General features: G+C 42.8%; 18 protein-coding genes. 11 read left to right on the top strand and 7 right to left on the bottom strand.

Annotated features, from left to right (window positions below; genetic code table 11):
* Positions 1-9: 9 nt before the first annotated feature.
* From rng to tldD, 3 genes are read left to right on the top strand one after another with little or no spacing between them, the layout of a single operon-like run.
* The gene (gene rng, locus QZU58_RS01245) at positions 10-1,482 is read left to right on the top strand and encodes a ribonuclease G (RefSeq protein WP_363174805.1); all 1,473 of its coding nucleotides are present in this window, start codon (positions 10-12) and stop codon (positions 1,480-1,482) included.
* Positions 1,482-2,306, top strand: a complete 825-nt coding sequence (locus QZU58_RS01240) for a nitrilase-related carbon-nitrogen hydrolase (protein WP_294494048.1) — start codon at positions 1,482-1,484, stop codon at positions 2,304-2,306. The genes rng and QZU58_RS01240 overlap by 1 nt, the downstream gene beginning before the upstream one ends.
* Positions 2,303-3,817, top strand: a complete 1,515-nt coding sequence (gene tldD, locus QZU58_RS01235) for a metalloprotease TldD (RefSeq protein WP_294462968.1) — start codon at positions 2,303-2,305, stop codon at positions 3,815-3,817. The genes QZU58_RS01240 and tldD overlap by 4 nt, the downstream gene beginning before the upstream one ends.
* A gap of 86 nt (positions 3,818-3,903) precedes the next feature.
* Here the strand turns inward: tldD and QZU58_RS01230 are convergent, their stop codons facing one another.
* Together QZU58_RS01230 and yjgA are read right to left on the bottom strand one after the other, a co-directional pair.
* Positions 3,904-4,242: a rhodanese-like domain-containing protein gene (locus QZU58_RS01230; protein ID WP_294462965.1), complete on the bottom strand. Its 339-nt coding sequence runs from the start codon at positions 4,240-4,242 to the stop codon at positions 3,904-3,906.
* On the bottom strand, positions 4,235-4,798 hold the full coding sequence (yjgA, locus tag QZU58_RS01225; RefSeq protein WP_294494045.1) for a ribosome biogenesis factor YjgA: 564 nt from the start codon (positions 4,796-4,798) through the stop codon (positions 4,235-4,237). Before yjgA ends, QZU58_RS01230 begins: the two co-directional genes overlap by 8 nt.
* A gap of 67 nt (positions 4,799-4,865) precedes the next feature.
* Here yjgA and QZU58_RS01220 point away from each other — a divergent pair, with 67 nt between their 5' ends.
* Both QZU58_RS01220 and glpX read left to right on the top strand, forming a co-directional pair.
* Complete coding sequence (locus QZU58_RS01220) at positions 4,866-6,212, top strand: metallopeptidase TldD-related protein (RefSeq protein WP_294494042.1); 1,347 nt, start codon at positions 4,866-4,868, stop codon at positions 6,210-6,212.
* A gap of 70 nt (positions 6,213-6,282) precedes the next feature.
* Positions 6,283-7,311 carry a class II fructose-bisphosphatase gene (glpX, locus tag QZU58_RS01215; RefSeq protein ID WP_294494040.1) on the top strand — a complete coding sequence of 343 codons (1,029 nt, stop codon included), beginning with the start codon at positions 6,283-6,285 and terminating at the stop codon, positions 7,309-7,311.
* Positions 7,312-7,400: 89 nt separating this feature from the next.
* On the opposite strand, the gene QZU58_RS01210 is transcribed toward glpX, so the two are convergent.
* The 3 genes from QZU58_RS01210 to gpmM all read right to left on the bottom strand — a co-directional run bounded on the left by QZU58_RS01210 (position 7,401) and on the right by gpmM (position 10,619).
* Positions 7,401-7,787: an acetyl-CoA sensor PanZ family protein gene (locus QZU58_RS01210; protein WP_294461659.1), complete on the bottom strand. Its 387-nt coding sequence runs from the start codon at positions 7,785-7,787 to the stop codon at positions 7,401-7,403.
* A gap of 12 nt (positions 7,788-7,799) precedes the next feature.
* Entirely contained in the window at positions 7,800-8,993 is a 1,194-nt protein-coding gene (locus tag QZU58_RS01205) for a peptidoglycan DD-metalloendopeptidase family protein (protein WP_294494037.1), read from the bottom strand.
* 93 nt (positions 8,994-9,086) lie between these two features.
* Positions 9,087-10,619, bottom strand: coding sequence for a 2,3-bisphosphoglycerate-independent phosphoglycerate mutase (gene gpmM / locus QZU58_RS01200; RefSeq protein ID WP_294494098.1), 1,533 nt, complete (start codon positions 10,617-10,619; stop codon positions 9,087-9,089).
* 355 nt (positions 10,620-10,974) lie between these two features.
* On the opposite strand from gpmM, the gene QZU58_RS01195 reads away from it, so the two are divergent.
* The 3 genes from QZU58_RS01195 (at position 10,975) to gpsA (ending at position 13,041) form a co-directional block, all read left to right on the top strand.
* Positions 10,975-11,424 carry a rhodanese-like domain-containing protein gene (locus QZU58_RS01195; RefSeq protein ID WP_294461665.1) on the top strand — a complete coding sequence of 150 codons (450 nt, stop codon included), beginning with the start codon at positions 10,975-10,977 and terminating at the stop codon, positions 11,422-11,424.
* A gap of 58 nt (positions 11,425-11,482) precedes the next feature.
* Positions 11,483-11,968, top strand: a complete 486-nt coding sequence (gene secB, locus QZU58_RS01190; RefSeq protein ID WP_294461668.1) for a protein-export chaperone SecB — start codon at positions 11,483-11,485, stop codon at positions 11,966-11,968.
* 68 nt (positions 11,969-12,036) lie between these two features.
* Positions 12,037-13,041, top strand: coding sequence for an NAD(P)H-dependent glycerol-3-phosphate dehydrogenase (gene gpsA / locus QZU58_RS01185; protein WP_294494096.1), 1,005 nt, complete (start codon positions 12,037-12,039; stop codon positions 13,039-13,041).
* Positions 13,042-13,143: 102 nt separating this feature from the next.
* Here the strand turns inward: gpsA and QZU58_RS01180 are convergent, their stop codons facing one another.
* Positions 13,144-13,728: a NifU family protein gene (locus QZU58_RS01180; protein WP_294461671.1), complete on the bottom strand. Its 585-nt coding sequence runs from the start codon at positions 13,726-13,728 to the stop codon at positions 13,144-13,146.
* A gap of 357 nt (positions 13,729-14,085) precedes the next feature.
* On the opposite strand from QZU58_RS01180, the gene pckA reads away from it, so the two are divergent.
* Both pckA and greB read left to right on the top strand, forming a co-directional pair.
* A complete protein-coding gene (gene pckA / locus QZU58_RS01175) occupies positions 14,086-15,699 on the top strand; it encodes a phosphoenolpyruvate carboxykinase (ATP) (protein WP_294461673.1) in 1,614 nt (537 codons plus the stop codon).
* 80 nt (positions 15,700-15,779) lie between these two features.
* The gene (greB, locus tag QZU58_RS01170) at positions 15,780-16,391 is read left to right on the top strand and encodes a transcription elongation factor GreB (RefSeq protein ID WP_363174804.1); all 612 of its coding nucleotides are present in this window, start codon (positions 15,780-15,782) and stop codon (positions 16,389-16,391) included.
* 76 nt (positions 16,392-16,467) lie between these two features.
* On the opposite strand, the gene QZU58_RS01165 is transcribed toward greB, so the two are convergent.
* Positions 16,468-17,250, bottom strand: a complete 783-nt coding sequence (locus tag QZU58_RS01165) for an alpha/beta fold hydrolase (RefSeq protein WP_294461676.1) — start codon at positions 17,248-17,250, stop codon at positions 16,468-16,470.
* 247 nt (positions 17,251-17,497) lie between these two features.
* Between QZU58_RS01165 and amt the strand changes: the two genes are divergently transcribed.
* Positions 17,498-18,817, top strand: coding sequence for an ammonium transporter (gene amt / locus QZU58_RS01160; protein WP_294461679.1), 1,320 nt, complete (start codon positions 17,498-17,500; stop codon positions 18,815-18,817).
* The last annotated feature ends 99 nt before the right edge of the window (positions 18,818-18,916 follow it).

Genomic DNA, 18,916 nt, shown 5'->3' with positions numbered 1-18,916 from the left:
CAGGTGACATTGATGAATGAGTTATTGGTGAACGTTACTCCTTCTGAGACCCGCGTGGCCTTGGTTGTTTCCGGTATCCTATCTGAGATTTATATTGAACGTTCTTCAAATTCAAGCATGGTAGGTAATGTTTACCGCGGGAAGGTAAGCCGTGTATTACCGGGAATGCAGGCGGCTTTTGTTGAGATAGGTCATGAAAAGGCTGCGTTTCTGCATGCCTCAGACATTGTTCCTCATACAGAATGCGTTAATCCGCATGAAAAGGAGCATTTTAAGGCCTGTGACATATCAACACTGGTTAGACAGGGACAAGATATTCTTGTTCAGGTGGTGAAGGATCCCATAAGTACAAAAGGGGCTAGACTTACCACGGATATTACACTGCCTTCGAGATATCTGGTGTTCATGCCTGACAGTGCTCATGTCGGAGTATCTCAGAAGATTGAAAGCGACGATGAGAGAAATCGCCTTAAGTCCATCGTGTCAAAATTTGTGGATAAGGATGTTGGCGGCTTTATTGTACGTACTGCCGCAGAAGGTATTTCTGAGAAGGAAATTGAACAGGATGCCCAGCTTCTTAAGAGAATGTGGCTCAACATTAAGAAGAGCTATAAAGAAGCCAAGGCAGGAACAATTCTGCATGAGGATTTATCAATAGCCTTCAGACTTTTGCGTGATTTTGTCGGGAATGATATTGATAAAATCAGGGTTGATTCCAGACTGGCCTTTAAGGAACTGGTTAAGTACAGTAATGAATTTGTTCCCGAAATGGTGGGTAAGATAGAACATTATTCCGGTGATACTCCTCTGTTCGATTTATATGATGTTGAAAATGAGATTCAGCGTGCACTTGACAGAAGGGTTCAGTTAAAGAGCGGCGGGTCACTGGTAATTGATCAGACCGAAGCCATGACAACAATTGACGTAAACACCGGAGCCTTTGTCGGTCACAGAAATCTTGAAGACACCATTTTCAATACAAATGTGGAAGCTGCGGCAGCAATTGCAAGACAATTGAGACTGAGGAATCTCGGCGGCATAATTATCATTGATTTTATAGACATGGCGGATGCAACCCACCGTGAGCGTGTTATGCAGGCGCTTCTTACCGAACTTGCCAAGGATCGTGCTAAAACTACAGTGTCCGATTTTTCTGAACTTGGGCTTGTTGAAATGACCAGAAAGCGTACAAGAGAAAGTTTGGGACATCTGCTCTGTTGTGAATGTCCGGAGTGTCGTGGCAGAGGAGCAGTGAAGAGTGTCTCATCTGTGTGTTATGAGATATTAAGAGACATACTCAGGGTAAATCATGCATATAAGGCAGAAAAGTTTATTGTCTATGCATCTACCGATGTAGCTGAAGCCCTGCAGCTTGATGAACAGCATGCTCTTGCCGAACTTGAGGTATTTATGGGCAAAACCGTTGAAGTCAGGGCTGAGCACATGTATCGTCGTGAAAAGTATGACGTGGTTATGGCGTAATGAACGATTATAGAATTGCCGTTGTTGAGTTACCTGCATCCAAAAGAAATCTGGACGATGCGGTTATTCAGGTGGACAGATGTCTTGGAAGTCTGACTTCATTTTCCGGAGCTACTCTGGCTGTTCTTCCGGAAAACTTCGTATGCTGCAGTAGGAATGATGCTGATTATGAAGTTCTTGCCGGTCAGTGGCAGAAGGCAGTTAATGCGCTTGCCTGTCTGGCACGCAGGCATGGGGTATATCTTGTTGCCGGGACTTTGCCGGAACCTGATGACGGTAAACGCTATATAACTACCACGGTATTTGATCCTACGGGGAATTTGATTGCCAAATACCGTAAAATACATCTTTTCAGAGCAGTTGTTAACGGCTGTTCCTACGATGAAGGGCAGTTTTACAGTCATGGACTTGAAACCGCCGTATTCAATATGGAGGGGGTCAGAGTTGGACTCGCCATCTGTTTTGATCTTCGTTTTCCGAATGTCTTTTCCGAACTAAGAGCTAAGGGAGCCGATGTTATTGTTGTTCCAGCAGCATTCACTGAGAAGACCGGTCAAAAGCACTGGCATGTACTGTTGAGAGCCAGGGCTGTTGAAAATCAGGTTTACGTCGTCGGTGCAGGGCTTAACGGCAGTTCACCTGACGGTTATGAGTGCTATGGTCATTCTCTTATTGTCGATCCTGACGGAAAAGTAGTGACGGAAACATTAGAAAAAAATGATTTTCAGGTGATTGAACATAAAATTGATTTAGAATTGAAAGAAAAGATTAGAAGTGGTATGCCGTTGACAGCGAAAAACGAAGAATATGTGGAGTTAAAATGAATACAGCCAGCGATTTAGTAAAGATTACTACGGAAAAACTGCTGTCAGAAAACGGCATGAGCGTAGATTACGTTGAAAGTATGGTTAACAAGCTTAATTCATCCGGAGTTGATTTCGGTGACATATTCTTTATGAGTTCCGTTTCTGAGAGCTGGAGATTAAGCGAGCAGAAAATTAAATCAGGTTCTTTCGGCATAGATCAGGGCTTTGGGGTTAGAGGTGTTTTAGGTGAAAAAACAGCACTGGCCCATTCAGATGAAATTAATAATCACAGCCTTCATCAGGCGATAAGGGCTGCAAGAACTCTTTCAAATAAAGGCGGAAATTCAGATATCAGACTTAATCTGAGCCCTTCATACAGGATTTACAATACCGGTGACTATGATCCGATAAACAGCATCGGAAGGGAACAGAAGGTTCAGATGCTGAGTGATATGGACAGATTTGCAAGATCTCTTGATCCCAGAGTAAGAGAAGTTAAGGTTGGGCTCAGTTCTTCCAATGAAAGCAGTATTCTGTTCACCACTGAAGGTGTTACGGCAGCTGAAATTACGCCGCAGGTAAGTCTGAACTGCTCAGTGATTGTTGAGGAAAACGGAGTATCGGAAAGCGGCCACAGTGCTTCCGGAAAGATTTATGATTTGTCCTTTTTCTTTCAGGAAGTACCAGTTCTGCCTGCGGATTACGTCAGAGGAGTATCTTCGGTATCTTCAGTTGACATGGAGCCAAGATATCTTGCCATTGCGAGAGATGCAGTAAGACAGGCTCTGCTGAACCTCAAGGCAGTACCGATTAAGGCGGGTACTATGCCTGTAGTGCTGGCCTCCGGCTGGCCTGCAGTACTGATTCATGAAGCCATTGGTCATGGTTTGGAAGCTGATTCGTGCCGAAAGGGGCAGTCTATTTTCCACGATAAGATGGGCGATGAGGTGGCCTCTAAACTGTGCACAATTGTTGATGACGGAACTGTTCATGACGGAACCGGAACCTTCAATGTGGACAGTGAAGGTGTTCCAAGTAAGAGAAATGTATTGATCGAGAACGGCGTTCTGAAAAGTTTCATGTACGATAAGCTTAATGCCAGACTTATGGGAAAGGAATCTACCGGTAACGGTCGTCGTGCCGACTATTACTGTAAACCTATACCAAGAATGACTAATACGTATCTTCTGCCGGGAGATGATTCTCCTGAAGATATTATCAGAAGTCTTGACGACGGCATATATGCCATCGATTTCAGCGGCGGTCAGGTGGATACGGTGGCCGGTAAATTTACGTTTACTTCAACGGAAGCCTATCGCGTAAAAAACGGTGAAATCAAATATCCTGTAAAGGATGCCACCCTTATTGGTAATGCCATTGGAGTTATGAAGAATATTTCCATGATCGGTAATAACCTGGAGTTTGATAAGGGAACAGGTTCATGCGGTAAACAGGGACAATCCATCAGAGTGGGACTTGGCCAGCCGACATTAAGAATAGACAGCGTAACCGTCGGAGGTACCAGATAGTTTTATTTCCGAAACCTCCGGTCATAAGTAAAAAGACCACCATACTGTTATGGTGGTCTTTTTGGTTTTAAGAGACAGCTACATAACTACTTGAGAGGATTGTTCTTGAAGTAGACCATGGCATCTTCGTAACCGCCAAGGTTAATTACGTTGGTGTATCCTGCGTTGTTAAGAGAATTCTTAGCTTTTCCTGCTCTCTTACCTGAAAGACAGTAAACGTAAATTGTGTCATCTTTTTTGATGTCGTTGGCGGAAACACCTTCAACAACCTCATTAAAAGGAATGTTAAGGCTGTTTTCAACATGGCCTGATGCGTACTCATCCTGAGTTCTTACATCTATGACGAAGTCGTCCGCAAGTGCGGTTGCGGAAAAATATAAGAGAGACGCGGCACAGGCGGATAAAAAGGCTGTGATTTTATTCATCTGATTTCTCCTGTGAAATATTTGCTTTAAGAAACTGAAAAAGTTCTTTGTAGTAGCGGCGATCATTGTTTTCCTTTTCGGCTTCTTTCTGCGCCCTGGAAACCAGTGATCTGAGTTTCTGTCTGTCAATGGACGGATTTTCCGCTGTCAGACTGTTAATTCTTTCCATGCCTGAGGCTATAAGTTCGTCTCTGAGATTTTCAAGACGGTGAAATTGTGCATTTTCGGAAACCTTTGCACCTTTAATGGCTTTAAGCATGTTTTCAAAAAGTTGGACGTCTTCTTCTGAAGCCACGCGCATGAGTGATTCCACGTGCAGAATCTGTCTGCGCAGCTCTTCCGATCTTGGTTTCAGTTTTCTGGCGACGAGCATTGCTTCCCTGAGAGAGTCATTAATACCGAAAGGAATGCGGTCAAATTCAGAGTCTGCAAGCTCCAGAATGGCAATGCCGATTTCTCTCAAATGCCGGGCATGACGCTTCTCTGAACTTTTTGATACCCAACCGTCATCGTCCGGTATATCATTTTTATGAAAAAAATCAGTATACTTAGGCATAATTTAGAGATCCTCAAATAAATTTAGTGTATTCTAGCATCATTAGTGACTATTTGGAATTATTGATATGGATGACGATATTGAACTTGAACTGAATAAAATGGAAGATTTGGTTCAGTATACGGTGGAAAAGGCTCAGGAATTGGGGGCTAATGAGGCTCGTGCAAAAATAAATAAGGCCACAGGACTTTCCGTCTCCTCCCGTAATACGGAAATGGAAAATATTTCATTTACAAACGGCCGTTCACTCGCAATAACCGTATATAAGGATGATCGTAAAGGGACTGTCGGCACCAGTGATTTATCAAGAAAGGCAATAGACGAAAGTATCAGAGCCGCATTGAGCATTGCAAAGCACACAGACCCTGATCCTGACGCCAGGTTGCCTGAGAAACAGTATCTTGCCTTTGAAAAAATGGACTTTGATACATTTCATCCTCTCGATATTGAACCAAATGACATGTTTGAGAGATGTAAGAATCTCGAACTGAAGACAATGGCCGCTGATGAAAGGGTAATATCCGTGGTAAGTGCCAAGGAAAACAGCAGTCTGTACATCAGCGCCATGGCAACTACTCAGGGATTGGTCGTCAGCAGTGCGGATACCTCGTATTCACGTAACCTGGTTTTGATGTGCGGTAAGGATGATGACCGTCAGTATGGCGGTTCATATACATATGATTCCCGTCACGACAAACTCTGGAATGATGAACTGCTGGTCAAGGAAGCTATTGATGAAGGCGTTTCGCAGCTTTGTCCGCAAAAGATTAAGACCGGTGACTATCCGGTTATTTTTGACGTGAACAAATCCTCTCTTCTACTGAATGTGCTTTTTTCTGCACTTGACGGTCATACGCAGTACTATAAGACTGGCTTTTTAACAGACAGTCTCAATAAAAAGGTTCTTCCTGAGTGGATTTCCATTGACGAAAATCCTCATATCGTCGGAAAGATGAGTTCATGCTATATGGACGGCGACGGAGTCAGAACCAGTCCGATGCCAATCATTAAACACGGCTGTGTTCAGAACTATTTCCTGAATAACTACTTCGCCAACAAGCTTAAGATGGCAAATAATGCCCATAACCGAGGAGTAAGTAATACCTTTGTTGTGGATGAGAGAGGGACTCTCTGTTCAAAGAACGATCTTATAAGACAGATGGATCGCGGCATTATTGTTCATGATACCATGGGTAGCGGTATTAAACTCATAAACGGCGAGCTTTCCATCGGTGCCAGTGGTTTTTATGTGGAGAATGGTGTAATTCAGTATCCTATAGCTGAATTTACAATTGCCGGTAATTTTAAGGATCTGTTCAACGGAATCGTGGCTATTGCAGATGATGGGGACTCCAGAAATGTGGCTGATTTGGGCTCGGTTCTGATTGAAAACATCAAAGTGGCAGGCGTATAAAAAATTATTGTTATTGAGGCAATAAGTGGTAAAATTTGCCTAACATTTTATCAACGAGTCAGGATTTATTATGAAACGTGAATTATCCCTTGAATTTTGTCGTGTTACTGAAGCTGCCGCATTAGCCGGTTATCATTGGTTGGGTCGCGGAGATAAGGCCTCTGCAGACGATGCAGCCGTAAAGGCAATGCGTTACATGTTAAATGATCTTGATATCGATGGCGAAATCGTCATTGGTGAGGGGGAAATTGATGAAGCTCCAATGCTTTATATCGGTGAACATGTAGGTAACGGTTCCACGGAAGTTGATATAGCAGTGGATCCTATTGACGGAACCAGAATGACCGCAATGGGACAGAATAACGCCGTAGCTGTTCTTGCTGCTGCAGACAAAGGCGGATTCCTCAAGGCTCCTGACATGTATATGGAGAAGCTGATAGTAGGTTCTGATGCCAAAGGGGTAATTGATTTAAATGTTTCTCTTGAAGAGAATATTTACAGAATTGCACGTGCCGTTGGTAAAAAATACAGTGATTTAACCTGCGTTACTCTTGCTAAGCCAAGACACGAAAAGGCAATAAAGACTATGCATGAGTTAGGTCTGAGAGTTTATGCAATTCCTGATGGTGACGTTGCTGCATCAGTATTAACATGCATGCCTGACAGTGACATTGATTTTCTGTACTGTATCGGTGGCGCTCCCGAAGGCGTAATCAGTGCGGCAGTAGCACGTTCTCTTGAGGGCGACATGCAGGGAAGGCTTATTCCTCGTCATATTGCTAAGGGTGATACTCCTGAAAACAGAGCTTACGGTGAGAATGAGATTGCAAGATGCAAGACCATGGGTATAGAACCGTTAACAGTTCTTAAGCTTGAAGACATGGTAAGAACTGACAGCATTATTGTTTCAATTACCGGTATTACCAAGGGTGATTTGCTTGACGGGGTTACCCTTGACGGTAATATTGCCAAGACTGAAAGTATCATGATTCGCGGCAAGTCAAAGACAGTTCGTCGTATTAAGGCTCTGCATACCCTGCCAAAGAAGTCACAGACTATTTATGACCTCGTTTTCGGCAATGGTGGCAGCAACAAATAAAACAGTTTTCTGTGGAAAAAAGAAACCTCCAAATGGAGGTTTCTTTTTTTATGCGTGTGGTATACAAACAGCTGATATGTCAGCAGGAATCAGTCGCGGAAAATGAAAATCTTGTCGTTTGCAGCAGACTTAACATACCCCTGAGTTTCAAGAAAGTATGTCAGACCGTCCTGCTCCTCCTGAGGGAAGATACATGTGTCGATGGAAACATTATCGTATTCGTTAAGAACAAATCTGTTGGTTTCCTCAAGAAGATATCTGCCAACTCCTCTTCTTCTTGTAATATCCCTAACTTTGAGGTAAACAATGCGGTTTTCGTTTGTAACGGAAATTCCTACAACGCCATCGTTGAATACAGCCAGATGAACGCGTCCTAATTTTTGGATTTCACTGAATTCCATTGGTTCTAACAATTTATTAAGACTCTTTACCCATAGAGGTTCCGGTTCATAATCATGAAAAACTGTTAAACGCATATTGATGACCTGCTATTTTAAAAAATTACGTGGATTTAGTGGAACACTGTTTTTCCTTATTTCAAAGTATAAACTATTGGTTTCCAAACCACCACTGTTTCCAGCCGTGGCTATTACATCTCCGCGCTGAACACGCTGTCCGCTCCTGACAAGATTGGCTTTGTTGTTTGCGTATATGGAGAGGTAATCGGCTCCATGGTCTATTACGATGATATTTCCCCAGCCGTTCATCCAGCCAGAGTACAGCACGTCCCCGGCAGATATGGATGATACGCTGTTGCCTTCATTACAGGCAATCAGGAGTCCTGTCCATTTTGTGGAAGTAAACCTGACCTGTCCGAATTTCTTTATGACACTGCCTTTAACAGGCCAAGGTAAATTTTTCCCTAGACCGTTAAGATTGTTTCTTTTGGCAAAACTTTCTTTTTCTTCTCTTGCGGCTTTTTCTGTGTCACGACCTTCCTTTTTGGCCTTGGCTTTGGCGTCTGCAATGGCCTTAAGTTCAGCCTGTTTTCTCTTTTTGGCTAGTTCAAGCTTTTTGGTTTCGATGGCTTTTTCAAGTTCTTTCAGCGCATCTTCCTGCTTCTTGAGCTGCTGTTTTTCATTGTTGATATTTGACTGCAGGGCATCTTCCATGAACTTGCGCTGGGTCCTTTCTTTGTTTAAGGATCCCAGATTCCTGTCATATTCCGTTCTGAGTTCTGATAGTTCCGTTTTCTTTCTTTCCAGATACTGTTTACTGTTTCTCAGTTCTGTCTGATTCTTGGCGATATTGCTGATTATTTCCTTTCTCTGTTCCGCCAGAATCTGATAATAGGTCATATATCTGTCATATTCACTGACGTTATCATTGCCGAGAATGATTTTGATTCCGGGATTTTCACCGAACATATAAAGCTGCCTTACCATGTTTTTCAGCATTTGTATGTTTGAATCGTTTAGGGTTTCCAAATCTGATATTTGGTTTTCAAGCTCGATAATCTGACTGGATACCAGCTTGATTTTATTTTCTGTGATGGACAGTTTCATGTCCAGAAGCTTTATTGACTGATCGTAGTTCTGTCTTTCTCTTTTAAGGTACATCAGATCATTTTCGTGATTTTTGATGATCTCGGTGCGTCGTTCGATGTCTTTCTTGAGTGTGGCTATGGATTTTTCATCATTTCCTGATGATGCTGATAATGCCGGAGACGGCATTATCAGCATTAAGAGAACAGCGCAAAGCGATACCAACAGAATCAGACTGTTTTTTACAAAATGATGTTTCGAGTATCGCTTATCTGCTGTCATATAAGGCAATTATTTAACCTTGAATAATACCTTACCGGTCATTTCTGACGGAGTTTCCATACCAATCAGGCTGAGGATGGTTGGAGCAAGGTCAGACAGCTTACCGCCTGAAACTGCTTCTGCGTCACGGCCTACATAGATTAATGGTACAGGCAGGTTTGTGTGAGCAGTATATGCAACACCGGTTTCAAGATCCTTCATTCTTTCGGCATTACCGTGGTCTGCAGTAATGAGGCATTCACCGCCAACCTTCTTGAGGGATTCAACAACACGACCGATACAGGTGTCAACTGCTTCACAAGCCTTGACAGCTGCTTCATATACGCCGGTATGGCCAACCATGTCGCCGTTAGGGTAATTACAGATGATTACGTCATACTTGCAACTTTCAATTGCGGCACAGAGCTTGTCGGTAAGTTCGGTAGAGCTCATTTCAGGCTGAAGGTCATAGGTAGCAACCTTAGGACTCTGAATAAGTTCTCTTTCTTCACCTTCAAACACGGTTTCTACACCGCCGTTGAAGAAGAAGGTTACGTGTGCATACTTTTCTGTTTCTGAAATTCTGAGCTGGGTCTTGCCGTGCTTTGAGAGCCATTCACCAAGGGTGTTAACAAGATCAGAAGGAGGGAATGCACATGCTGCCTTGATATCGGTAGCGTATTCGGTAAGCATTACGAAGTTGATAGCTGGACGTGATTTTCTTTCAAAACCGCTGAAATCATCATTAGCGAATGCTCTTGAAATCTGACGTGCTCTGTCTGCTCTGTAGTTCATGAAAATCAGAGTGTCGCCGTCTTCCATTTTAACTGGTTCGCCGATTACTGAAGCTTTTACGAATTCATCATTTTCATCACGTGCATAGGCTGCATTCAGTGCGTCGGTTGCGGAAGCAAATGGGGCAAACTGTGATTCACCTAAAGTGATGAGGTTATAAGCCTGTTCAACACGATCCCATCTGTTGTCACGATCCATTGCGAAGTAACGGCCTACCATGCTTGCAAATCTGCCAACACCAAGTTCCTGGAACTTCTTTTCAAAGGTGTCAATTGAACTCTGGGCACTGCGAGGAGGAACGTCACGGCCATCGGTGAAAGCATGGAAGTAAGCCTTTTTAACGCCTTTCTTTGCCAGAAGATCAAAGAGAGCCAGAATGTGCTTTTCATGACTGTGAACACCGCCAGGTGACATAAGGCCCATTACGTGAACGGCCTTACCTGCGGCAACAGATGAATCGATGGCCTTATTGAAAACTTCATTGGTGAAGAAATCGCCATCCTTGATTGACTTGGTGATGCGGGTTAAGTCCTGATAAACAATGCGGCCTGCACCGATGTTGGTGTGGCCAACTTCAGAGTTGCCCATTTGACCGTCAGGTAAACCTACGTCTTCTCCTGAAGCGGAGATTAAGGTATTAGCATAATCCTGTGAAAGTTTGTCAAGAACAGGGGTCTTAGCATTTGCAACAGCATTAAATTCCTTAACGGTGTTGTATCCCCAGCCATCCATAATGATGAGCGCAAAAGGTTTCTTTGCCATTTTAATTCCTAATGTGATTGTTGATTCAGAAAAAAACTTACAAATAACAAAAATAAATTCAATTATTCTTTGGTGCACATTTTACACTAATTTTGCGTACTTGATCTTTATGAGGAATGAAAATCTTTTCCTTTCATGAGCATGATTCTGTTCATATTGCGTCCAATTTGTCTGAAAAAGGCGATCCCTGTTTTATTATTTATTACCTTTTTTAGGAAAGAAATGATAAATGGAACGTATTATTTTAAAATTTTTTCGCATATGATAATATACCCCTCGGATCAATGTGCTTGTCCATTGCATGGTACGCATACATTGGCTAAATGGTTTACTTAATCAGCTATCTGGGCGTGTATATTTTATGGAATCTTTGGATTTTTGGAACGAATTGGTGTCATTTGTAGGCAGACATCCGATAATCAGTCTGCTGTGGGCGATAACTTTGGGTTATACGGTCTATTATCAGATTGTTATCTGGAGAGACGGATTAAAATTACTCAATTCTAAGAATGCCATCGAAATGTACAATCATGATAAGGCAGTATTGGTTGATGTCAGGGATATCGGAGAATATTCCAACGGTCATCTTGCCGGATCTGTCTCTGTTTCATCCAAAGACCTGCTCGAACTGAAGTTTTCTCAGGTCGAAAGATTTAAAGATAAAACCGTCGTTGTTGTCGGTAAAGGTTATGATGACCTGGTCGCTTACAAGTGTGCGAAATGCCTGAAGAAAGGCGGTTACAAGAGCGTGATACTTAATGGTGGCATGCAGGAATGGACTATGAATAATTACCCGGTCGTTAAAGGGTAGGCAGAGTCCGGAAATATTTGATTAACACAGTATAATTAAAATTATAAGGAATATGAAAATGGCTGATGAACAGTTAAATCCTATCTTTGAAATCATCCGTATTTACAACAAGGATATTTCTCTCGAAACTCCTAATTCACCTCGTGTGTTTCGTGAAGAATGGAAGCCTGAAAGCAAAATCGATCTTGATGTGAAGAATGAAGAAGTTGATACTGAACACCATGTTTACGACATCACTTTGAGAATTACAGTTACCACAAAGACTGCTGACGACAAGGTGGCATTCCTTTGCGAAGTTAATCAGTCAGCTCTTGTTCACATCGAAAACTTCAGCGAGCAGCAGCTTGCTCATGCACTGAATGCAACAGTACCTGGAATTCTGTTCCCATACGTGAGAGAGAATATCAGCAGCCTTGTTACTAAGGCCGGTTTCCCTCCGTTTGTTCTTCAGCCTCTTAATTTTGATGCAATTTATATGCAGAGACAGCAGGCTCAGGCCGCACAGAGTGCTGCACCGGAAGCTTCAGGTGAAGAAAGTAAGTAATTCGTGATTCTGTGAACACAGGGCCTTAGCGGGCTCTGTGTTTTTTTATTTTAAACAAGTCCCGGAGTATACAAGTGAGCTATTCTATTTCTGTTATAGGTTCCGGTTCCTATGGAACGGCACTGGCGATTTCTCTGGCCAGAAACGGTAACCGTGTTCTTTTGTTCGGACGTAATCGGAATAAGATTGACAGGATGCTTCAGACTAGATCCAATGAAGATTTTCTACCGGGCATTACGTTTCCGGAAACACTGGATCTCACCAGTGATCTTGAATTTGCGGTTGCAAACACCAATATCCTGCTTGTGGTTATACCAAGCAGCAGTTTCAGAAGTGTTTTGAAGCAGATAAAACCTTATTTGACAACAGACCATCGTCTGGCTTGGGCGACAAAAGGAATAGAGGCTCAGACAGGAAAGCTTCTCAGCGACGTTGTAAAAGAGGAATTTGGAAATGATATTCCTTTTGCCGTAATAAGCGGGCCGACTTTCGCAAAGGAACTTGCTGCAGGCATGCCGACGGCTATATCGGTATCAGGTTCATCAGATGAATTTATTGATGAGTTTTCAAGACTGATTCATTCAAGCAAAAATTTCCGAGTATACAAGAATCCTGATTATATCGGTATTCAGATTGGCGGCTGTGTTAAGAACGTAATAGCGATAGGAGCAGGTCTTTCCGACGGTCTCGGATTCGGAGCGAATGCCAGAACTGCACTCATTACCAGAGGCCTTGTTGAAATTCAGAGATTAGGTAAGGCAATGGGAGCTCAGTCCAAAACATTTATGGGGATGGCGGGACTCGGTGACCTGGTTTTGACATGTACCGATAATCAGTCACGCAACAGACGTTTCGGTTTGGCGCTGGGGGCAGGAAAAACGGTCGATGAGGCAATGAAGGAAATCGGTCAGGTTGTAGAGGGGTATGACAATACGTCTGAGGTTTATCAACTCGCAAGAAAATACGATGTCGAAATGCCTATATGCGAGGAGATATATAAGGTCCTTTATGAGGGAAAATCCCCAAAGGATGCGACGGCCACTCTTCTTTCCAGAACTCAAAAATCAGAATAGTACGATGTTCATAATGAAGTCGAAATTGTAAAACGTTAAAATTTAAGAGAGGGTATCACTGTGTGGTACCCTCTCTTAAATTTTGTTTAACGTACTGACTTATTACTTTGCATAGGTTGAATCAGTTACTTTATGGTCCGTTACGTCGATAACCTCTTTAATCATACCCGGAAAAGCCTGCTTAAGATTTGCCTCAATTCCTTCTGACAGAGTGATGTTTACCATGCTGCATCCTCTGCATCCGCCCTCAAAACTAACTTTGACAATTCCGTCTTCCGTTGCACTTACGAGCTTGGCGACCCCGCCGTGGGCGGCAAGACTTGGATTAACCGTGGTTCTGAAGAATACTTCGAGTTTTTCAAAAAGAGATGCGTTCTCGTCAACCAGTGATTTTTTCAGATTCGGAGCCTTAAATGTCAGTGTGCTTTTGTTTTCCTTGTTTGTTCTGAAATCAATAACGGCACCTTCCAGAAAAGGTTGGCTTGATACGTCGATAACTACATCAAATCCATTGTAATTAAAGATGTCGTCGGCATTGGTTACGGAAGATTTCGGGCAGTATAGAATTCCGCATTCCACTCCTGGAGTTCCTGGATTTGAAACAAAAACCCTGATTTTAGTATCCGGGGCCTGGGTTTTAAGCAGCTGAACAAAGTATTCCTCAGCCTTTGGGGTAATCTTAATCATCTATAAATCACCTGTTTTGAATTTGAGAAGGATTGTTTTGAAAAATCCCTAGTTATCTGAAAGATACTCAATCATGCCATACATGTCAAGCTTAAGGAAAAGAGCCACATAAAAAGAAATCCTACATATATATAAATCAAGTATATATGGCGTGGCAGGGTATAAGAATATCCGAAATAGGTTCGCATGTTTAAGCCTGAGTCCGAATGACAGGAATCATGTGGGAAAAACAATCAGTCCGGAAGGTCAAAATTTTCTGTTTTTTGATTTATTTTTATAGATTAATTTGTTTAAATCTCTTAAAATCATTCCGATGTTTATTTAAATATTCTTTAATATATTGGAGAGACCATAAAAATGGCAAAGTTTGATAAGTCAGTATTAGAAAAGTACGGTATTACCGGTACTACTGAAGTTCTGTACAACCCTTCATATGAAGTATTATTCAATGAAGAAACCAAGGAATCATTAGAAGGTTTCGACAAGGGTCAGGAAACTGAACTTGGTGCTGTTAACGTAATGACCGGTGTATACACTGGCCGTTCACCAAAGGATAAGTTCATCGTTGACGATGAAAACTCTCACGATACCGTATGGTGGACCTCTGATGAATACAAGAACGACAACCACAGAGCTTCAAAGGAAGCTTGGGTTGCTGTTAAGGATTTAGCTAAGAAGGAACTTTCTAACAAGAAGTTATACGTTGTTGATGGTTTCTGCGGTGCTAACAAGGATACCCGCATGAAGGTTCGCTTCATCGTTGAAGTAGCTTGGCAGGCTCATTTCGTAACCAACATGTTCCTCCGTCCACAGACTGAAGCTGATTTCGAACAGGAACCAGATTTCATCGTTTACAACGCTTCTAAGGCTAAGGTTGAAAACTACAAGGAATTAGGTCTTAACTCTGAAACTGCAGTTGTATTCAACGTAACCACCAAAGAACAGGTTATTTTAAACACCTGGTACGGTGGCGAAATGAAGAAGGGTATGTTCTCAATGATGAACTACTACCTCCCATTAAAGGGCATCGCTGCAATGCACTGTTCTGCTAACACCGATATGAACGGTGAAAACACCGCTATCTTCTTCGGTCTGTCAGGTACCGGTAAGACCACTCTTTCTACCGATCCAAAGCGTAAGCTCATCGGTGACGACGAACACGGTTGGGATGACAACGGCGTATTCAACTTCGAAGGTGGTTGCTATGCTAAGGTTATCAACTTAGACGCTGAATCAGAACCAGACATCTACAATGCTATCCGTCGTGACGCTCTTCTCGAAAACGTAACTGTAGATGCTAACGGTAAGATTGACTTCACCGATAAGTCTGTAACTGAAAATACCCGTGTTTCTTACCCAATCTACCACATCAAGAACATTCAGCGCCCAATTTCTGCTGGTCCAGCTGCTAAGCAGGTTATCTTCTTATCTGCAGACGCATTCGGTGTTCTTCCTCCAGTATCTATCCTCGATAAGGATCAGACTCAGTACTACTTCTTATCAGGCTTCACTGCTAAGTTAGCAGGTACTGAACGTGGTATTACTGAACCTACCCCAACCTTCTCTGCATGTTTCGGTCAGGCATTCCTTGAATTACACCCAACCAAGTATGCTGAAGAACTCGTTAAGCACATGGAAAAGAGCGGTGCTAAGGCATACCTCGTAAACACTGGTTGGAATGGTACCGGTAAGCGTATTTCTATCCGTGATACCCGTGGTATCATCGACGCTATCCTCGATCACTCAATCGATCAGGCTGAAACCAAGACTATCCCATTATTCAACTTCGTAGTTCCTACCAAGTTAAACGGTGTTGACACCAACATCCTTGACCCACGTAACACCTACGCTAATGCTTCTGAATGGGAAGTTAAGGCTAAGGACCTTGCTCAGCGTTTCATCAACAACTTCAAGAAGTATGAAACCAATGAAGCTGGTAAGGCTCTTGTTAAGGCTGGTCCACAGCTCTAATGAGTTGTCAGAGACGGTAATTTACTGTTAATTATAAAAACCATGCTGGCAGCAGCATGGTTTTTTTATTGGAGGGTATTATGGCTTTTAAGTTTGTAACTCCGGAAGGCTATCAGCTTATTAAAAAAGAGTTTGATGAAATTTGGGAGAATATTCGTCCAAATGTCGTGGAAAAATTAGCCTGGGCTGCATCTCTCGGTGACAGAAGTGAGAATGCTGACTATCAGTATAATAAACAGCTACTGCGTCAGATCGACAGAAGAGTTAAGTTCCTGACAGATACCTTAAAGAATACGGAAATCCTTGACCGCAGTGCTGACGGCATCAGGGATAACAAGGTTTATTTTGGTGCATATGTGGAAATTGAAAACGATGATGGTGACATTCTGCATGTGCATATTGTTAATACAGCAGAAGTTTACGGCAGAAAAGGATTTATTTCGTACGAAAGTCCGATTGCCCGCGGTATTTTAAATAAGACAATAGATGATGATGCTGAAGTCATTACTCCAAAGGGAAAAGTAACCTGGTATATCAATAAAATTTCATATACCCCCGAGGAGTGGTTTGGTCCCATTGATGAGCCTCAGTTTAACTTCTCCGGTGATCACGAGTATGCTCCGGTTGAAATCTTAAGCGATGAGGAACTTAAGAAAATTAAGGACGAATATCTGAAAACACTTGTTAAGTAGAGCGAATTCAGTTGTACGGCATTAAGTAACGGAAGGGCTGTCAGTGACAGCCCTATTATTTATGTACACCAAACTGTTAATGATAGTATTTATCAAGAAACAGGAGCAACTGCTCATTAAATTCCTTTGTCTGAGTTATGAAAGGAGCATGTGAACTCTGTTCAAAAACTATGGTATGACTGTTATCTTTCTTGGCCCAGATGCTTTTGGTTGATGCAGGGCACAGCCTGTCTTTAAGCCCGAATATGTGCAGTGACGGGCACTGGATTCTGGAAATATTATTTCTCAGATCCTCATCCATCAGGGTTTTTAATCCTGCCTGAAGTTCGTAATACGAAGGAGACGGAGCCTCGGCCAGCAGACCTTTAATTGTCTTTATGTCTTCTCTCATACGCTCGGACCCCATGGCCTGCAGACTTAGGAATTTATCAAGTACGGCCTGACAGTTATTCTGGGATATGAGTGTTGAAAATTTCTTTAAGAGTTTTGCATCAGTACCGGGCCATCCTTCCTGAGGATTGGATGTAAAACGCGGTGAGCATGACACGGTTATCAGTGCCCGTATATGTTTGGAATTCGTTATGGCAAATTTCTGCGCCAGAATACCGCCCAGCGACCAACCAAGAAGAGCGCAGTTCTCCGGTATTGTTTCTTCAAGCGAACTGACTATTCCGTCGCATCTGTTTGCTGGTATGGCATTATTAATTCCGTATCCAGGCATATCAATAAGAACTATTCTGTACCTGTCCTTAAGAGAATCCACGACGGGGTAAAAAACCTTGCTGCAAAGTCCCCAGCCGTGAAGCATGGCGATGGTCTTATGCTTATCTGAACCTAATATTTCAGTTTTCAGTTTCATGAATACCCCCCAAAATGCTTCCATATTAATTATTGTATGGCAATTATGTCTTAAGGTGGGGCACTATTTACAGATATTGCGGGCACTGTTCATGTAATTTATTCCATTTTTGCGTGTTAACGGAACAAATATCACCATGTTTAGGTTTAAATTTTTGTAAATTTCGGGGTTGACTGCCCTTTTTTGCATGTTGGCAAAGAAGTTGCATTAACTATCTCATGAGTTACTTGGTAATTTGGAGATCAGTATGAAGAATATATTAAGAACAGGATTGTTTTCCACATCAGTGCTGGGATCAGCGTGTGCTTTTGCCGATGATGCCGCCTCTTCCGTATCTACTGCCGACAACGGCTTCGTAATGATTTGTGCGGCTCTGGTTATTTTGATGTCGCTTCCCGGCATCGGTTTGTTCTACGGAGGACTGGTCAGAGCCAAAAATATGTTATCGGTTCTGGTTCAGTCACTTGTAATATTCGCACTCATTTTTGTATTGTGGACAATATACGGTTATACACTGTCATTTGGTACAAACGGCAGTGATTTCATAAACGGTTTTATGGGTAATTTTGACAAGTTTATGATGTTCGGAGTAACACCTGATACCGAAAACGGAACTCTGTCAGATCTTACTTTCTTTGCTTTCCAAGGGGCTTTTGCCGCCATCAGTTCCTGCTTAATCATCGGAGCTTTGGCTGAAAGAATTAAGTTTAGTGCACTTATCTTTGTAATAGCCTTCTGGTTTACTTTCTCCTACATTCCTTTATGCCATATGGTCTGGGGTGGCGGATATATTGATTCAGCATGGCATGCATATGATTTTGCCGGCGGTACTGTTGTTCATATCAATGCCGCTGTCTGTGCGCTAGTTGGAGCATTCTTCCTGGGTAAGCGCATCGGTTTTGGCCGTGAAAACATGACTCCTCACAGTCTGGTAATGACCATGATAGGTGCTTCTCTTCTGTGGATCGGTTGGTTCGGTTTTAATGCCGGTTCTGAACTGGTGGCTGATGGAACTTCAGCACTTGCTTTTGCAAACACCGTTGTCGCTCCTTCCGCAGCAACTCTGGCGTGGCTCGTGGCTGAATGGGTATATCTCGGAAAGCCTTCATTACTCGGTGCATGCTCCGGTGCAATAGCAGGCCTTGTAGCCATAACTCCGGCCTGTGCCTTCGTCGGTGTTGGCGGTGCCATGTTAATTGGTGCGGTTGCAGGTGTTGTATGCTTATGGTCTGTTCATGTGTTAAAGAGAATGCTCAAGGTTGATGATGCTCTCGATGTATTCGGCGTTCATGGTGTCGGCGGTATTATCGGTGCTCTCCTGTCCGGTGTCTTCTGTGCTCCTGCTCTTGGCGGTGTCGGCTACAAGGAAGGATGGGAATCAATTATGGGGCAGTTTACCGGTCAGTTCGCATCAGTTGTAATTTCAGTAGTTTGGTGCGGTGTCGTTTCAGTGCTCGCATTCTACATTGCCGGCAAGCTCTTTAGCGGCATTAGAGTTCCGATGGATGAAGAACGTGAAGGTCTTGACTTAACAAGCCATGGTGAACGTGCTTACAATCTGCTGTAATTTATTTGGAAATGTCATGGACGGAACATGACGTGATAATAAAACAAAAAAGGTGGAAGTTATCCACCTTTTTTTTATGCGGTGTCATTTTAGGGCACC

The organism is uncultured Ruminobacter sp. (assembly GCA_902764345.1).
GTDB lineage: Bacteria > Pseudomonadota > Gammaproteobacteria > Enterobacterales > Succinivibrionaceae > Ruminobacter.
Note: the sequence above shows the minus strand (reverse complement) of the source record. Positions and strands in the feature narration are given on the sequence as shown.